Here is a 15,586-nt window from a genome sequence, read left to right as displayed (position 1 = left end):
CCGCGATGGACTCCAACGGCGACGGCGTGATGACCTACGACGAGTACCTCGCCTGGGCGCGGCGGTAGAGCACGCCGCCGCCGAGCAGCAGGGCGAGCCCGGCCGCGCCGAGCAGTTCGACCCCGCCGGCCCCGGTGGAGGCCAGCTGGCCGTCGGAGGCGGCCGGGGTGGCGGTGTGCACCGCCGCGGGGACGGCCTGCGGGGTGACGGCCGGGGCCGTCTGGGTGACCGGCCTGGCCGGGGTCTCGGACGGGCCGCCGTTGCGGCCGGGGCCGGTGCCCGGGGTGGTGACCGGCGGCGGCTGCTCCTCGGGGCAGTCCTCGGTGGGCTTCGGCTTCGGCTTGGGCTTCGGGGCCGGCGGCGGGGTGGCCGTGTTCCCGCAGTTGTTGCCGAACGCCGGGTTGGCGACGCCGACCACGTCCAGCGAGTTGCCGCAGGCGTTGAGCGGGACGTGCACCGGCGCCTGGACGCTGTTGCCCGACGCCACGCCGGGCGAACCGGCCGCCTGGCCCGAGGCCGAGGAGCCGCCCGCGGAGTGGCCGGCGCCGCCCGGGCCCGGGACGCCGTGCGAGCGGTTGGCACAGTTGTTGCCGAACGCGGGGTTCAGCAGGCCGATCACGTCGACGGTGTTGCCGCAGGCGTTGAGCGGCACCTCGACCGGGACCTGCACCGAGTTCCCGGAGGCGACGCCCGGCGAACCGGCCGCGACCCCCTGGGCCTCGGCGCCCGCGTACGCGTAGCCGGCGGTCGAGGCCAGCACGCTGCCGGTGGCCACGGCCGTGAGGATCCCCTTCTTGGCTACATTCCTCATACTTTCCCCTGACGTATCGAGATGACGTAACGACCTGCTGAAAGTCGGATTTTCCAAACAATCGACGAGGCCTGCGACTGCACCGGGGACAACGACCCACCACCGGGGAGGTTGAGCCGAACGTGCCCGCTTCACCCGATCGAGCGATGACGCCTCGAAAGGTGGACGAGGCGGACGGGACGGACGGGCACACGCGTGCCCCCGGGAGGCGCGTCCGCCGCCCGGGGGCACGTCGGTGGGGGTGGGGCGGACCGGCCGGTCGGCGGTCCACCGGGGCTCGGAGGCCCGGAGGGATCAGACGTTGGCGCAGCCGTTGCCGAACGCCGGGTTCAGGGCGCCGATCACGCTGATGGTGTTGCCGCACAGGTTGACCGGGATGTGCACCGGAATCTGGATCTGGTTGCCCGAGAGCACGCCCGGCGAGCCGGCGGCCACGCCCTGGGCCTGCCCGTGGGCGGCGGCGGCACCGGCGGCGGCGAGCAGCAGCCCGCTGGTGGCGGCGGTGACGGCGGCGATCTTCTTGAACTGCATCATTCCTCCTGTACGGACAACGCAACCCGTTCGGCGGGCTGCACAGGAATGAACGAGGGCGTGGCGAACGGGGTACGGACGGGGATTCCCATTCACCCGCAACGGTGAAGTCTCGTACAGGTAATCGACGCTCATTTCCGGGAGGAATCGTTTCTCTGGATCTCCCGGAGGCCGTCCCAAATCATTAGCTCCGACAATGCGGACGGCCCGCCCCGGGAGCCGGGACGGGCCGTCGGCCGGTACGCGCGACACGGTGCCCGGCACCCGTCGGGCACCGGGCGGGCCGCCGGTTCAGCAGGCGTCGAGGAAGCGGTCGAGCACCCGGACCCCGAACTTCAGTCCGTCCACCGGGACCCGCTCGTCCACGCCGTGGAACATCCCGGCGAAGTCCAGCTCCGGCGGCAGCTGCAGCGGCGCGAAGCCGAAGCAGCGGATGCCGAGGTCCTGGAAGGACTTGGCGTCCGTCCCGCCGGAGAGGCAGTACGGCACCGCGCGGGCGATCGGGTCCTCGGCCCGCAGCGCGGACTGCATCGCCTCGACCAGGGCCCCGTCGAAGCTGGTCTCGATCGCCCGGTCCGCGTGCAGGCTCTCCCGCTTCACCCGGGGGCCGAGCACGCTGTCCAGCTCGGCGAGGAACTCCTCCTCGTAGCCGGGCAGGAAGCGCCCGTCCACGTGCGCGGTGGCCTGGCCGGGGATGACGTTGACCTTGTAGCCGGCGCCGAGCATGGTCGGCTGGGCGGTGTTGCGCAGCGTGGTGCCGATCATCTTGGCGATGCCGCCGAGCACCCGCAGTGTCTCGTCCATGTCCTCCGGGTCGAGCGGCACGCCGAGCGCGTCCGACAGCTCGTCCAGGAAGGCCCGCACGGTCTTGGTGATCCGCAGCGGGAACGTGTGCCGGCCCAGCCGGGCGACCGCCTCGCACAGCTCGGTGATCGCGTTGTCGTCGTTCTCCATCGAGCCGTGCCCGGCCCGGCCCTCGACCGTGAGCCGCATCCAGTGCATGCCCTTCTCGGCCGTCTCCACCAGGTAGAGGCGCACCTGGTCGTTGACCGTGAAGGAGAAGCCGCCGACCTCGCCGATGCCCTCGGTGACGCCCTCGAAGAGGTCCGGGTGCTTGTCCACCAGGTAGCGGGCACCGTAGGTGCCGCCGGCCTCCTCGTCGGCGACGAAGGCGAGCACCAGGTCGCGCGGGGGCTTGCGGCCGGTGCGCAGCCGGTCGCGGACGACCGCCAGCGTCATCGCGTCCATGTCCTTCATGTCGACCGCGCCGCGGCCCCAGACGCAGCCGTCCGCGATCTCCCCGGAGAACGGGTCGTAGGTCCAGTCCGCGGCGTTGGCGGGCACCACGTCGGTGTGGCCGTGGATCAGCAGGCCCGGCCGCGAGCGGTCCTCACCCTCGATCCGGACGACGGTGGAGGCGCGGCCCTTGGCCGACTCGAAGATCTGCGGCTCCAGGCCGAACTCCGCGAGCTGCTCGGCCACGTACTCGGCCGCCTTGCGCTCCCCCGGGCCGGAGCCGTCACCGTAGTTGCTGGTGTCGATCCGGATCAGATCGCGGCAGATCTCCGCGACCTCCGACTCAGCCGTCACCTTCGGGCCCGACGCCTGGCCGGACGCCGCCGACCCGCTCCGCTCGCTCACGGTCACTCCTCGTCTCTGGACCCGCACCCGGCGCACCGGTGCGCCACCCCCGGGACCTGCACCCAGGCCGTGCGAGCACGTCCGTCCATCCTCCCCCAGCCCCGGGAGCGGATCCACCCCCCGCGGCCCCCGCCGCCACCCCGCAACACCCCCGTCACCTCACCCGGCCACCCGGGCGCCGCCCGGCCTTCACCCGAACCCCCGTGCGGAACCGTTTTGGGACCGCAAGCCGATCTTTGCTACAGTTACATCTGTCAGCGCGGCCGAGGGCCGCGATGACGACACCCCGTCCGGGTGGCGGAATGGCAGACGCGCTAGCTTGAGGTGCTAGTGCCCTTTATCGGGCGTGGGGGTTCAAGTCCCCCCTCGGACACAGTGGAATTGCGGGTCGGGAGAAATCCCGGCCCGCTTTTTCGTTTCCCCGAACGCACCGAGCCGCGCGTCGCGCCCCCGTGGAGGCCTTGCCGCGGGCTGCTGAATCGTTTCTGACGTTCCATCAAAGTCTGGCTGTCACTGGCGTGTTGACGCGGGCCACGGCCGGGGCCTCTGCCATGCTGCTGCGGGAGACGGCCCGTGCGTGCGGTCGGGCCGGGAGAGGACGCCGATGTCCGAGGAACCGACCCGCCCCTGGCGGCGGGCGACCGCGTGGATGCGCTCCCCCCAGGTCACGCCGGCGGGTCTCGCGGCGGGCCCCGAGGCCCCCGGGCCCGCCGGGGAGGCGGCCGGGTACCCGCCCGGGGAGGCGGACGACGAGCCGTGCGGCGCCGGCATCGGCGAGCTGCCGGCCGGTCTCTACCGCAAGGTCGCCGGGGTGGACCGGGAGGTACTGCCCGTCCCCGAGGAGCAGGCGGCCGGGTTTGGCGACCCGATGGCGACGCTGTTCCTGCGCCAGGGACGGTTCCCGGTGACCGTGACGGAGCTGCTGGACGGGCTGCCGCCCGGCCTGCCCGCGCCGCAGGTGTACCTGGTGGGCGAGGCCGGGCGGATCGACCCGGCCGAGGCGCCGGAGCTGCGCCGCGACCTGCGGTTCGCGATCGCCTGCAAGACCCGGGGCTCCGCCGTGGACCTGCTGGTCTCCACGGGGGCCGGCGGCGACCCGGCGCAGACCTTCCTCCAGGTCGCGGCCTGGGACCAGGCCGCCGGGCTGTTCAACTACTACCTGCGGATCGGCCCGGCGTGGATCTGGGCCGGCGACTCCTGGTCCGCGCTGGAGGAGCCCTCGCGCGGCAAGGGCTGCTTCGACAGCCACGTCAACGGCAGCGTGGTGATGAAGGAGCTCAAGGCCCCCTGGCTCAACTGGCGGTCGATGGCCGCCGACATCCTGCTCGCCCCGGACGATCCGCTGCGCCGGGACCCGCTGTACCGGGCGGCGATCGGCGCCGAGACGCTGGAGCTGACCGTCCGGGCGCTGGTCAGCCGCTGGACGGCGGCCCGGGTGCGGAAGGTGTCGGAGGGCGGCGCCGTGGAGCACCCGGACCGCCTGCTGCGGCACGTGTTCACCAGCACCACGGTGAACCTCGCCTCCTCCGCCGTGGAGAGCGCCCAGGTCCGGCCGGGCGGCCCGCCGCTGACCCTGCCGGTCAGCTTCTGGCTGAACGCGGACGTGCTGCTGGACGTCCTCGGGCTGCCGGTCACCGTGGCGCTGCCGCAGGCGCCCGCGGAGCTGTACCGGCGTGCGCTGAAGGAGTTCGGGTTCCGGCTGGCCGAGCGGGCGAGCGGGTTCTCCCGGCCGGGCGACTCCTTCTTCGCCTTCCCCTTTCCGGAGCCGGCCCTGGAGGACAACGACGTGGTCCGCCACCTGCTGGCGCGCGGGCTGGTCTCCGAGCGGTTCGCCGCCTGCGCGCTGATGGTGGACTTCCCCAATCCGGTGTTCAGCGACGACCGGGCCGCGCTGATGGCGTACGCGCCGGCCGGCCCGGTGCCGTCCGGCGAGCTGGGCGAGCGCACCGCGGCGGCGATCGTCGAGGCGGCGGCGAAGCTGCCCGCCGACAGCCCGGAGGGGCGGTTCGCCGCCGGCTGGGCGCTGCCGGAGGCCGAGCGGGTGACGGTCTTCGGCGAACGACTGGACGCCTACCTGCGGCGGGTGACCGAGCTGATCGCCACCGAGGAGGGCTTCTTCGACTACGTCCGCCTCGCCGAGTCCCGCCGCCGGAGCTACCGCGCGCTGCGGCTCAACGAGTTCGAGCTGACCCTGCCGGTCACCGACATCCCCGCCACCGACCCGCCGCGCCTGATGCGCGAGGACGGCACCGTCGTCGCGCAGGCGTAGCCACACCCCCTCGAAGTAGCAGTACGAGCCGAAGGAGCACCCCGACGTGACCGAGCTCAACGCCTACTCGCCGCCCGGCAACCTCACCGACCTCAGCGAGGACGGCCGCAAGGCCTGGCACATCTTCATCTCCGACAGCGTCGACGAGGCCGCCAAGGGGCCCGACCCGGCCCGGGTGCGCAACGACAGCCCGCGCCCGCAGTTCTTCAACCTGACCACCGTGGACACCGCCGCGGACGTCACCACGGCGACCGTCACCTGGACGGCGTTCCCCCGGCAGGTCAAGGTGATGTCCGCGGGTGACGTCCAGCGCTGGACCAGGGCCGACGCCAGCCGCCTGGTCCAGGACGAGTACTGCGAGTGGAGCATCACCCGCGACGACCAGGGGAAGATCACCCGGGTCGACTTCACGTGCGAGGGCCCGGAGTACTGGGACGTCCTCGCGCAGACCTCGCCGGACACCGTGGTGCAGCTGTACCGCAAGTTCATCAGCCCGGACGTCCGCCCGGAGCACCTGTTCAGCCACGGGCGCTACGTGCGGCAGAACATCTGGAACAACTCCACCAAGCTCGGCGCGATGCACCTGATCCAGCCCGCCAACACCCTCGGCGCGGAGATCGAGCTGGCCGCCGCGGCCTCCATCCAACGGGTGATCGGCGGCCGGCCGCTGACCAGCGAGCAGGAGCTCATCGCCTGCGGCCAGTACGGGGCGCCGGAGCGCAACAGCGACCCGCACATCGGCGGCGCGGTCAACGAGGTGGCGCGGGCCAAGGCCTCGCTCTCGCTCGCCGACCCGGTCGGCCTCTACTTCGACGGCCTCGCCACGGACGGCTGGGAGACCCCGGACGGCTCCGACCCGCACGGCTACTGGCGCTACGAGCGCGGCGACGCGGACCACCCGGTCCGGGCGGTGTACGAGGTGCCCGAGGGCGCCGGCTTCACGGTCGGGGACATCACCGTCAACGGGCGGCCGATCCGCTTCGGCGCGCAGATCGCCGACTTCATCACCATCAAGCTCACGGCCGTGGCCTGGGGCTTCGGGCAGAACGACGCCGCTCCGCAGACCGCCTGCCGGGAGGACGCGCCCGAGCCGGCGGCGCAGCCGGAGGCGGCGTTCGCGGCGGCGGCCTTCTCCCCGCACGGCTACCTGGGCGCGGACCCGCGGCGGGCCTCCATCACCACCCGGACGTCCTGACCGCCGTACGGATGTCGTGACGACCACCTGGACAGCGCAATCCGTCGTCCGGACGGCGTAGTCCGCCGCCCGGACGGACCGACGGGCACACGGACCGACGGGCACGCGGACCGGCCCGGTCGGGGGCTTCCCCTGGCCGGGCCGGTCCGTCGAATGCGGTCCGTCGAGTGCGGTCCGTGGCGTACGGGGGCGTCAGCCCTTGCGGGCGCGGCGGATCGCCGAGGTGACCACCGGCGGCAGCAGGTCGCCGGCGACCCGCTTGGCCACGTTGGTCGGACGGCGGCGCTCGGCGGCCCGGGCCCGGCGGTCGGCCAGGTCCAGGGCGGCCTCCGCCTCGGCGCGCCGGGACTCGACCGCGGCCTGCCGGGCCTCGTCCCGGGCCCGCTCGGCCTGCTGCCGGGAGTGGTGGCGGGAGCCGCGGAAGGGCTCGATGCCCTCCGAGGTGCCGCTGATCCGCAGCACCTGCTGGCCGTTGAGGGTCTCGGTGCTGAGCTCGCAGCCCTTGGCGAGGCCGATCCGGTTCAGCAGGTCGCGCTGGGCCGGCTCCGGGTCGCCCCAGGTGCCGTAGAACTTGCACTCGCTGAGGACGATGGGCTTCAGGCCGTGGTTGAACACCGCCTCCCAGGTGGCGGCGGCCACGCCGGGGGTGTGCGCGGAGCGGTAGTCGTCCAGGACCACCACACCCTGCGTCTCCAGCGCCACCCGGGCCACCTGGAGGTCGCCGACCACGTGCTCGTACAGGTGGGAGGCGTCGATGTGGATGAAGCGGAAGGCTCCGGCCGGGATCCGGCCGCCGGCCAGGGTCGAGGTGGGCGCCTGGATGATCTCCGGCAGGCCGTCCTGGAAGGCCAGGTAGTTGGCCTCGAAGGCGGAGCGGGTGAGGGTCTTGCGGTACGACATGACCATCTCGGCCGCGTTCTCGTCGTCCGGCGCGTCCGAGTCGAACAGGTCACAGACGGTGAAGGTCTCGCCCGCCTGGAGGTGCTCGCCTATGACTATGGCGCTGCGGCCCAGGTAGGCGCCCATCTCCAGCAGGTCGCCGGTCACCCCGGCCTTCTCCTGACGGCTCAGGAACCAGTCGAAGAGGTGCCGGTCGTGGTCCCAGAACCAGCCCGGTACGTCGTCGAGCACACCCGGCTCGGGAAGCCGCGGCTGTTCGGCGCGCTCGGTATCGGTCACGGCGTCGGTCACGGGGTGGCTCCTTAGGAGGTGCGGATGACCTATGGGAACGATCTTTGACACGGTCCGCGACGGGCGAACCCGCCGGCTCCGCCGCACGGAGCCGTCGGAGGCCCGGCACGGCCGGTGTCCGTCGGTCTCGCCGGCCGGCGGTACGCCGGTCGGCCGCACTCCCGGCCGCGCTGCCTGGACCCCTCCGGCAACAGTAATCCCGTGCGGTCGAGTTCGCTGCAATCTACCCCTCCGCGATCGTTTGTGAGGAGGTTTACGGCAGAAGAGTTTCGTGGACCGTCATTTCCTTGCCGGACGGCACGCCCGGAGGTCGTTCGTACGGGGAGGAGGCTTGGGCCCGGCACCCGGGGCGCGGACCGCGGGAAGGTCCCGGAAACCGACGCTTGGTCCGTCCTGCCGCCCCGTTGGACGGTTTTGTCACCAGCTGTCGGAAATCGACGCCGGAACGACCTTACCCCACCCGGAAGTTGACCTGACGACGACTCACACCCTGCCACCCGGTGCGCCAACTCGCCCACCGGAGAGCCGGATCGGCACCGCCGGCCGTCACCGCGCGCACCGGGCCGTCACCGTCACGTCGTGGATCCGTGGTGCCGCGTTCGGCCGTCGGTTCGCCGGCGACCCTTGCGCCCGGCCCGCCCCGCCGCCTTGACTGGCGGTGTCGATCAAGCGGCCGAAAAGACGAGAGGACCCGCCCGGTGCAACAGCCCGCGGAGCACCCGGAGATCCCGGACCACACCGACCAGTACGTCGACGGCGGCTGGCGTCCGTCCCTGGACTCCCCCGCCGGCGGGTCGATCCCGGTGCTCGACCCTGCCACCGAACGGGTCATCGCGTACGTCCCGGCCGGCGGCCCCGCCGATGTGGACGCCGCCGTGGCCGCCGCCCGCCGGGCCGCCCGGGGCTGGGCGGCCACCGCCCGCGAGGAGCGGCTCGCCGCGCTCACCCGGCTGCGCGACGGCCTGGCCGCCCACCAGGACGCGATAGCCGAGACCGTGGTCGCCGAGCTGGGCGCGCCGATCGGCTTCGCCACCGCCGTGCACGCCGGGCTCCCGCTCACCGTGGCCGGCTCGTACCTGTCGATCCTCGCGGAGTACGACTTCGAGGAGCGGATCGGCAACTCGCTGGTCCTCGCCGAACCGGCCGGCGTGGTCGCGGCGATCACCCCGTGGAACTACCCGCTGCACCAGATCGTCGCCAAGGTCGTCCCCGCGCTCGCGGCGGGCTGCCCGGTGGTGCTGAAGCCGGCCGAGGACACCCCGCTGGTGGCGCGGCTGTTCGCCGGCCTGGTGGACGCGGCGGGCTTCCCGCCCGGGGTGTTCAACCTGGTGACCGGCACCGGTCCGGTCGCCGGGGCGGCCCTCGCCGGGCACCCGGACGTGGACGTGGTCTCGTTCACCGGCTCCACCGAGGTCGGGCGGGCGATCGCCGAGCGGGCCGGGCGCGACGTCAAGCGGGTCACCCTGGAGCTCGGCGGCAAGTCCGCCAACGTGGTGCTGCCCGGCGCCGACCTGGCCCGCGCGGTGAACGCCAACGTGGCCAACGTGTTCGCCAACTCCGGCCAGACGTGCAGCGCCTGGACCCGGCTGCTGGTCCCCGCCGACCGCTACGAGGAGGCGGTGGCGCTCGCCACCAAGGCCGCCGCCAAGTACCTGCCCGGCGACCCGGCCGACCCGCACACCCGGATCGGGCCGCTGGTCAACGCCGCCCAGCGGGAGCGGGTGCGCGCCCACATCACCGGCGCGCTGGCCCGGGGCGCCCGGCTGGTCGTCGGCGGCGCGGAGCCGCCGGAGGGCATCGACACCGGCTTCTACGTCCGGCCGACCGTCCTGGCCGACGTCACCCCGGACATGGCGGTCGCCCAGGAGGAGGTCTTCGGCCCGGTGCTCGCGGTGCTGGCCTACCGCGACGAGGACGAGGCCGCCGAGATCGCCAACGGCACCCCGTACGGCCTGGCGGGCGGTGTCTGGGCGGCCGACACCGCCACGGCCGCCGCGTTCGCCCGCCGCCTGGACACCGGGCAGGTCGACCTCAACGGCGGGCGCTTCAACCCGCTGGCGCCGTTCGGCGGTTACAAGCGCTCCGGGCTCGGCCGGGAGCTCGGCCGGGCCGGGCTGGAGGAGTTCCTGCGGTACAAGTCGCTGCAGTACTGAGGACGTCGGGGCCCGGCCCCCGCGGACGTCCGCGGGGGCCGGCTCCGGCCTCAGACGAGGTCGACGCCCGGGTAGAGCGGGAAGCCCGCCAGCAGGTCGGCGGCCTGCTTGGCGGTGGCGTCGCGCAGCGTGGCGTCCAGGGCGTACTTGGCCTTGGAGCCGTCGACGGGGGTGGTCGCCCGCAGCACGCCGTCGATCAGACCGGCGATCTCGTCCATCTCGGCGGCGCCCAGGCCCCGGGTGGTGAGCGCGGGGGTGCCGATGCGCACGCCCGAGGTGTACCAGGCGCCGTTCGGGTCCTGCGGAACGGCGTTGCGGTTGGTGACGATGCCCGAGTCCAGCAGCGCCGCCTCGGCCTGACGGCCGGTCAGGCCGTAGCCGGAGACGTCGGCGAGCACCAGGTGGTTGTCGGTGCCGCCGGTCACCAGCGTGCCGCCGCGGCGCAGCAGGCCCTCGGCGAGCGCGGCCGCGTTGTCGACGACCTGCCGCGCGTACTGCCGGAACTCGGGGCGGCGGGCCTCGGCGAAGGCGACCGCCTTGGCGGCCATCACGTGCGAGAGGGGGCCGCCGAGGACCAGCGGGCAGCCGCGGTCGACGTGCTCGGCGAGCGCGGACTCGCAGAGCACCATGCCGCCGCGCGGGCCGCGCAGCGACTTGTGGGTGGTGGTGGTGACGATCTGGGCGTGCGCGACGGGGTCGAAGTCGCCGGTGAGCACCTTGCCCGCGACCAGGCCGGCGAAGTGCGCCATGTCGACCATCAGGGTCGCGCCGACCTCGTCGGCGATCTCGCGCATCAGGCGGAAGTTGACCAGGCGCGGGTAGGCCGAGTAGCCGGCCACCAGGATCAGCGGGCGGAACTCGCGGGCGGTGGCACGCAGTTCGTCGTAGTCGATCAGGCCGGTGGCCGGGTCGGTGCCGTAGCTGCGCTGCTCGAACATCTTGCCCGAGATGTTGGGGCGGAAGCCGTGGGTCAGGTGGCCTCCGGTGTCCAGGGACATGCCGAGCATCCGCTGGTTGCCGAGCTCGCGGCGCAGTTCGGCCCAGTCCCGCTCGGTCAGGTCGTTGACGTTGCGGACGGCGGCGCGCTCCAGGGCGGGGCTCTCGACCCGCTGGGAGAGCACGGCCCAGAAGGCGGTGAGGTTGGCGTCGATGCCGGAGTGCGGCTGGACGTAGGCGTGGTCGGCGCCGAACAGGGCGCGGGCGTGCTCGGCGGCCAGCGACTCGACGGTGTCCACGTTGCGGCAGCCGGCGTAGAAGCGGCGGCCGACCGTGCCCTCGGCGTACTTGTCGCTGAGCCAGTTGCCCATGGCGAGCAGGACGGCCGGGGAGGCGTAGTTCTCACTGGCGATCAGCTTGAGCGAGGCCCGCTGGTCCTCGATCTCCTGGCCGATGGCGGCGGCGATCCGCGGCTCGACCTCGCGCACCACGTCGAGTGCGCTGCGGAAGGCCGTGTTGGCGGCGGGGGTGGCGGTGGTGTGCGGCTGCTGCGGGGCGTCCGGCTGCGCGGCCATGGCGGTCTCCTTGACGGGAGGAACGGATGGCCCAGGCGCTCGGCGACTACTGCGTGATCCGGCACGCGGGCCGCTTCCCGATGGTCGGTTCCATCCCTGCGCGCCAGTCGCGGCCCAGCGGGATCGTACCAACGCCGCGCGTCCCGCGACGGATATCTCACCATGCGGGACCGGGGCCGGTCCGGGGTAGGCCCCGGTCCCTCGCGCCCGGCCCCGGGGTAGCGTGGCGCCGACACCCCGGGCAGCGACGGCGAGGAGCAGGGCATGACCGAGCGGCGGCCGTTCCTCTACGTGGTGGTCTGCGCCTCCGGCGCCGCGCCGGAGGTCGGCACCCTGATCTCCGCCGCCCAGGACGAGGGCTGGCGGGTCGGCGTGGTGGCCACGCCGCTCGCCCTGGGCTTCGTCGACCGGGAGGAGCTGGAGCGGCGGACCGGCCTGCCGATCCGCTCCGCCTGGCGCCGCCCCGGCGAGCCGAGGCCGCTGCCGCCGCCGGACGCCATCGCGGTCGCGCCGGCCACCTTCAACACCGTCAACAAGTGGGCGGCCGGGATATCCGACACCCTCGCGCTGGGCATCCTCTGCGAGGCGTACGGCCAGGGCGTGCCCACCGCCGTCCAGCCCTGCCTGAGCACCGCGCAGGCGGCCCACCCGGCGTACGCGCGCAGCCTGGCGGAGCTGCGCGCGATGGGCGTGCTGATCGCCGACGGCCCGTTCGGCTGGACGGCGGTGCTGGACCTGCTGCGCCCGGTGCTCCTGGCCCACGGCCGTTAAGGCTTGTCTGACGATTCCCGCCGGGCGCGACGCGAATCGTCGGACAAGCCCTAGGCCGGCGCGATCCGGGCGACCAGGGTGTCGACGAGCGCGGCGGGGTCGTCCAGGAGGCCCGGCAGCGTGAGGTGTTCGAGCAGCAGGCCGGTCATCGCGAGGTAGAGGACGACCACCGTGTCGCGGTCGCCGGGGAGGCCCTCGCCGAGGTGGTAGGCGATGTTGGCGTCCAGCTGCTCGCGCAGGGTGCGGGTGAGCTCGGTGCGCAGCCCGGGGCGGCGGCTGGACTCCAGGCGCAGCTCCAGCAGGGCGAGGTAGCCGGAGCCGTGGGCCTCGATGCGCCGGAGCAGGTCGTGCATCAGGGCGGTGACCAGGGCCCGGTCGCGCGGGGCGCGCAGCAGTCCGGCGATGACCTCCGGGTCGGGGGTGAGGTGGTGGTGGACCCGCCCGGCGACCTGGTGGAGCAGGTCGTCGCGGTTGGCGAAGTAGTTCGAGGCGGTGCCGGCCGGGACGCCCGCGCGGACGTCGACCGCGCGGAAGGTGAGGCCGCGGGCGCCCTCGGCGGCGAGGACCTCGATGGCGGCGTCGATGAGCGCCGCTCGGCGGGCGGGATTCTGGGCCATCGCTGATTCTCCTTCAGAAGGCTCTGGCAACCACTACGTTCGGAGTACTATAACTGGAGTGGTCTGGACGACGGACCGGAACCACCCCACGACACCGAGGACATGGATGCGCAAGCTCAGCTACTACATCGCCGGCACCATCGACGGCTTCATCGCCGCCCCGGACGGCACCTTCGACTTCTTCTTCCCGTACGTCACAGGCGACTTCCTGCCCTACATGGCCGGCGAGTTCGCGGACACCATCCCCGCCCTGGGCCGGTCCGCCATGGGCCTCGACGGCGCGTCCAACAAGCGCTACGACACCGTGCTGATGGGCCGCGCCACCTACGACTCGGGGCTGCCGATCGGCATGACCAGCCCCTACCCCCACCTGCGGCAGATCGTCTTCTCCCGCTCGCTCACCGAGCGGCCGGATCCGGCCGTGGAGGTCACCGCCGAGGAGCCCCTGGCGGTGGTCCGCCGGCTCAAGGAGGAGGACGGGCTGGACATCTGGCTCTGCGGCGGCGGCACGCTCGCCGGGCAGCTGCTGCCGGAGATCGATGAACTGATCGTCAAGCTCAACCCGATCGTGGCCGGCTCCGGCGTCCCGATCTTCTCGGCCGAGTTCGCCCTGCGCGCCTTCGACCTGGTCGACAGCCGGAGCTTCGACAACGGCACCGTCGTCCTCACGTACGCGCGGTCGACCCTGGCGACGGGCGGGGAGCTGGACCCGGACGGGATGCCGCTCGCGACGACGAGCTGATCACCAGGCAGACGCCGACAACCACGATCGCGCCGCCCACCAGGGTCGGCCGGGTGAGCGGCTCGGCCAGGACCAGCCGGCCGAGCAGCACCGCCACCACCGGGTTGACGTAGGCGTAGGTGCCGACCAGCGTCAGCGGGGCCGAGCGCAGCAGCCAGGCGTACGCGGTGAAGCCGACCAGCGAGCCGACCAGCACCAGGTAGGCGAGGGCCAGCCAGGAGCGGCCGGAGATCGCGCCGACGTCCAGCACGTGCTGCTCACCGCGCGCCAGGCCGACCAGCGCGCTGCCGATCCCGCCCGCGACCATCTGGTAGGCGCTGCCGGCGAAGACGTCGCCCGGCATCGGGATCCGCTTGGCGGCGAAGGAACCGGCCGCCCAGGTCATCGTGGCGGCCAGCACCGCGATCACCCCCACCGGGGCGACGGCCCCGCCGAGCGCCGGCGCGGACAGCACCGCGAGGCCCGCCAGGCCCAGCAGCACCCCGGCCAGCGCCACCGGCCGCGGCCGTTCGCCGCCCACCGCGGACAGCACCACCATCCAGAGCGGGACGGCGGCCACCAGCAGCGCCGCCAGCCCGGACGGGATGCTCTCCTCGCCGAGCACCACCAGGCCGTTGCCGCCGGTGACCAGCAGCAGGCCGACCAGCGCCGAGGAGAGCAGTTGCCGACGGTCCACCCGCAGGGCGTCGGGCCCGCTGCGCCAGGCCACCAGCGCGGCGAGCAGCAGTCCGGCGGCGACGAAGCGCGCGCCGGAGGAGAGGAAGGCCGGGACCGTCTCGACCACGACCCGGATGCCCAGATAGGTGGAGCCCCACACCACGTACACCACGAGCAGCGCCGCCCACACCGCTCCGCCCAGCCGGGCGGGGCGGTCGGCGGGCTTCCCGGCCGCGACGGCCGGTCGGGAGGAGGCGGGAGCTGTCACGGGTGTCCCCCTAGGACGGTGCTGTACGGATTGCACCGCCATGACAGCGCATCAGGGCCGTCGTCCGCCAGTGGGTATCAGCAGCCGATACGGTGGGCGCTCCCCCCGCCCGTGCCCCGAGGAGGTCCGCCACCCGTGCCCGACGCCCTGCCGTTCTTCGTCTACGGCACCCTGCGCACCGGCGGCCGCAACCACGCCGTCCACCTGGCCGGCCGCTGCGCCGCGGTCCGGCCGGCCGTGCTGGACGGCGCCGCGCTGCACGACGGACCGGGCTTCCCGTACGCCGTCCCGGACCCTGCGCACCGGATCGTCGGCGAACTGGTCACCGTGCGCCCGTCCGCGTACGCCCCGGCGCTCGCCGCGCTCGACCGGCTGGAGGACTGCCGGGCCGACGGCACCGGCGAGTACGTGCGCGAGCGGCTGACCGTCACCACCGGGGACGGCGAACGGGTCGCGGCCTGGGTCTACCTGGCCGGCCCCGCGGTCGCCGGCCGGCTGCGCGCCCGCCCGGCCCTGATCCCCTCCGGGGACTGGACGCACCGCCAGGGGGCGCCCCGCCGGGCTCAGGACAAGGCTGAGGGGCCCGGGAGCGTGCCGGATACCGCCAGGTAGGCTGCGGGCTGCCCGTGTCCCCGCCGCGAGGAGCCCCCGGTGTCCGACCACCCTCACCCGATCACCGTCGTCGGGATCGGGGCCGACGGCTGGCCCGGTCTGTCCGGGACGGCGCGGGCGGCGCTGCGGGCGGCGGAGACGGTGATCGGCGGCCCCCGCCAGCTGGACCTGCTGCCCGCCGACGAGGTCACCGCCGAACGCGTCCCCTGGCCGTCCCCGCTGCGCCCGGCCGTCCCCGGGCTGCTCGCCCGGCACACGGAGCGCCGGGTGGCCGTCCTGGCCAGCGGCGACCCGATGTTCCACGGCATCGGCCGCACCCTCGCCGAGACCGTCGGCGCCGAACGGCTGCGCGTCCTGCCGCACCCCTCCTCCGTCTCGTACGCCTGCGCCCGGCTCGGCTGGCCGCTGGAGGCCACCGAGGTGGTCAGTCTGGTCGGCCGCCCGCCGGAGACCCTCCACCTCGCGCTGCACCCCGGCCGGCGGCTGCTGGTGCTCAGCGCCGGCGCCGACACCCCGGCCGCCGTCGCCGCCCTGCTCACCGCCCGCGGCCACGGCGCCGCCCGGCTGCGGGTGCTGGAGCAGCTCGGCGGTCCGGGCCCTCCAGCTGCCGCTCGCCC

14 protein-coding genes, 1 tRNA gene and 1 riboswitch are annotated in these 15,586 nt (G+C 73.8%); of the genes, 8 read left to right on the top strand and 7 right to left on the bottom strand.

Annotated elements, in window-relative coordinates; all coding sequences use genetic code 11:
* Positions 1-34: 34 nt before the first annotated feature.
* The 3 genes from ACWEQL_RS34190 to ACWEQL_RS34180 all read right to left on the bottom strand — a co-directional run bounded on the left by ACWEQL_RS34190 (position 35) and on the right by ACWEQL_RS34180 (position 2,983).
* Entirely contained in the window at positions 35-811 is a 777-nt protein-coding gene (locus tag ACWEQL_RS34190; RefSeq protein ID WP_452154275.1) for a chaplin family protein, read from the bottom strand.
* Between the two features lie 294 nt (positions 812-1,105).
* On the bottom strand, positions 1,106-1,345 hold the full coding sequence (locus ACWEQL_RS34185; protein WP_452154274.1) for a chaplin: 240 nt from the start codon (positions 1,343-1,345) through the stop codon (positions 1,106-1,108).
* A 288-nt stretch (positions 1,346-1,633) separates the two neighbouring features.
* Complete coding sequence (locus ACWEQL_RS34180; protein WP_452154273.1) at positions 1,634-2,983, bottom strand: M20/M25/M40 family metallo-hydrolase; 1,350 nt, start codon at positions 2,981-2,983, stop codon at positions 1,634-1,636.
* Positions 2,984-3,271: 288 nt separating this feature from the next.
* On the opposite strand from ACWEQL_RS34180, the gene ACWEQL_RS34175 reads away from it, so the two are divergent.
* The 3 genes from ACWEQL_RS34175 (at position 3,272) to ACWEQL_RS34165 (ending at position 6,447) form a co-directional block, all read left to right on the top strand.
* Positions 3,272-3,356: transfer RNA gene (locus tag ACWEQL_RS34175), tRNA-Leu, on the top strand.
* 231 nt (positions 3,357-3,587) lie between these two features.
* Entirely contained in the window at positions 3,588-5,252 is a 1,665-nt protein-coding gene (locus ACWEQL_RS34170; RefSeq protein ID WP_452154272.1) for a hypothetical protein, read from the top strand.
* A 46-nt stretch (positions 5,253-5,298) separates the two neighbouring features.
* A complete protein-coding gene (locus tag ACWEQL_RS34165; RefSeq protein ID WP_452154271.1) occupies positions 5,299-6,447 on the top strand; it encodes a hypothetical protein in 1,149 nt (382 codons plus the stop codon).
* Between the two features lie 192 nt (positions 6,448-6,639).
* Here ACWEQL_RS34165 and ACWEQL_RS34160 read toward each other — a convergent pair whose 3' ends face one another.
* The gene (locus ACWEQL_RS34160) at positions 6,640-7,638 is read right to left on the bottom strand and encodes a class I SAM-dependent methyltransferase (RefSeq protein ID WP_452154270.1); all 999 of its coding nucleotides are present in this window, start codon (positions 7,636-7,638) and stop codon (positions 6,640-6,642) included.
* A gap of 725 nt (positions 7,639-8,363) precedes the next feature.
* On the opposite strand from ACWEQL_RS34160, the gene ACWEQL_RS34155 reads away from it, so the two are divergent.
* Positions 8,364-9,791 carry an aldehyde dehydrogenase family protein gene (locus ACWEQL_RS34155; RefSeq protein WP_452154276.1) on the top strand — a complete coding sequence of 476 codons (1,428 nt, stop codon included), beginning with the start codon at positions 8,364-8,366 and terminating at the stop codon, positions 9,789-9,791.
* A 50-nt stretch (positions 9,792-9,841) separates the two neighbouring features.
* On the opposite strand, the gene ACWEQL_RS34150 is transcribed toward ACWEQL_RS34155, so the two are convergent.
* Entirely contained in the window at positions 9,842-11,302 is a 1,461-nt protein-coding gene (locus ACWEQL_RS34150; protein ID WP_452154269.1) for a glycine hydroxymethyltransferase, read from the bottom strand.
* 22 nt (positions 11,303-11,324) lie between these two features.
* A riboswitch (ZMP/ZTP riboswitch) is annotated at positions 11,325-11,423 on the bottom strand.
* 143 nt (positions 11,424-11,566) lie between these two features.
* Here ACWEQL_RS34150 and ACWEQL_RS34145 point away from each other — a divergent pair.
* On the top strand, positions 11,567-12,073 hold the full coding sequence (locus ACWEQL_RS34145; protein WP_452154268.1) for a flavoprotein: 507 nt from the start codon (positions 11,567-11,569) through the stop codon (positions 12,071-12,073).
* Positions 12,074-12,123: 50 nt separating this feature from the next.
* Here ACWEQL_RS34145 and ACWEQL_RS34140 read toward each other — a convergent pair whose 3' ends face one another.
* Positions 12,124-12,690 (bottom strand): TetR/AcrR family transcriptional regulator, encoded by a 567-nt coding sequence (locus tag ACWEQL_RS34140; RefSeq protein WP_452154267.1) that lies wholly within the window; start codon positions 12,688-12,690, stop codon positions 12,124-12,126.
* 106 nt (positions 12,691-12,796) lie between these two features.
* Between ACWEQL_RS34140 and ACWEQL_RS34135 the strand changes: the two genes are divergently transcribed.
* A complete protein-coding gene (locus ACWEQL_RS34135; RefSeq protein WP_452154266.1) occupies positions 12,797-13,432 on the top strand; it encodes a dihydrofolate reductase family protein in 636 nt (211 codons plus the stop codon).
* Here ACWEQL_RS34135 and ACWEQL_RS34130 read toward each other — a convergent pair.
* On the bottom strand, positions 13,356-14,357 hold the full coding sequence (locus tag ACWEQL_RS34130) for an EamA family transporter (protein ID WP_452154265.1): 1,002 nt from the start codon (positions 14,355-14,357) through the stop codon (positions 13,356-13,358). The two genes, ACWEQL_RS34135 and ACWEQL_RS34130, sit on opposite strands and share 77 nt — an antisense overlap.
* Positions 14,358-14,492: 135 nt before the next feature.
* Here ACWEQL_RS34130 and ACWEQL_RS34125 point away from each other — a divergent pair, with 135 nt between their 5' ends.
* A complete protein-coding gene (locus tag ACWEQL_RS34125) occupies positions 14,493-14,969 on the top strand; it encodes a gamma-glutamylcyclotransferase family protein (RefSeq protein WP_452154264.1) in 477 nt (158 codons plus the stop codon).
* Between the two features lie 39 nt (positions 14,970-15,008).
* Positions 15,009-15,586, top strand: a 578-nt coding sequence (gene cbiE / locus ACWEQL_RS34120) for a precorrin-6y C5,15-methyltransferase (decarboxylating) subunit CbiE (RefSeq protein ID WP_452154263.1), incomplete at its 3' end; no start/stop codon positions are given.

The sequence above is a fragment of the Kitasatospora sp. NPDC004240 genome (assembly GCF_053603215.1).
This window is presented reverse-complemented; position numbering and strand designations above follow the sequence as displayed.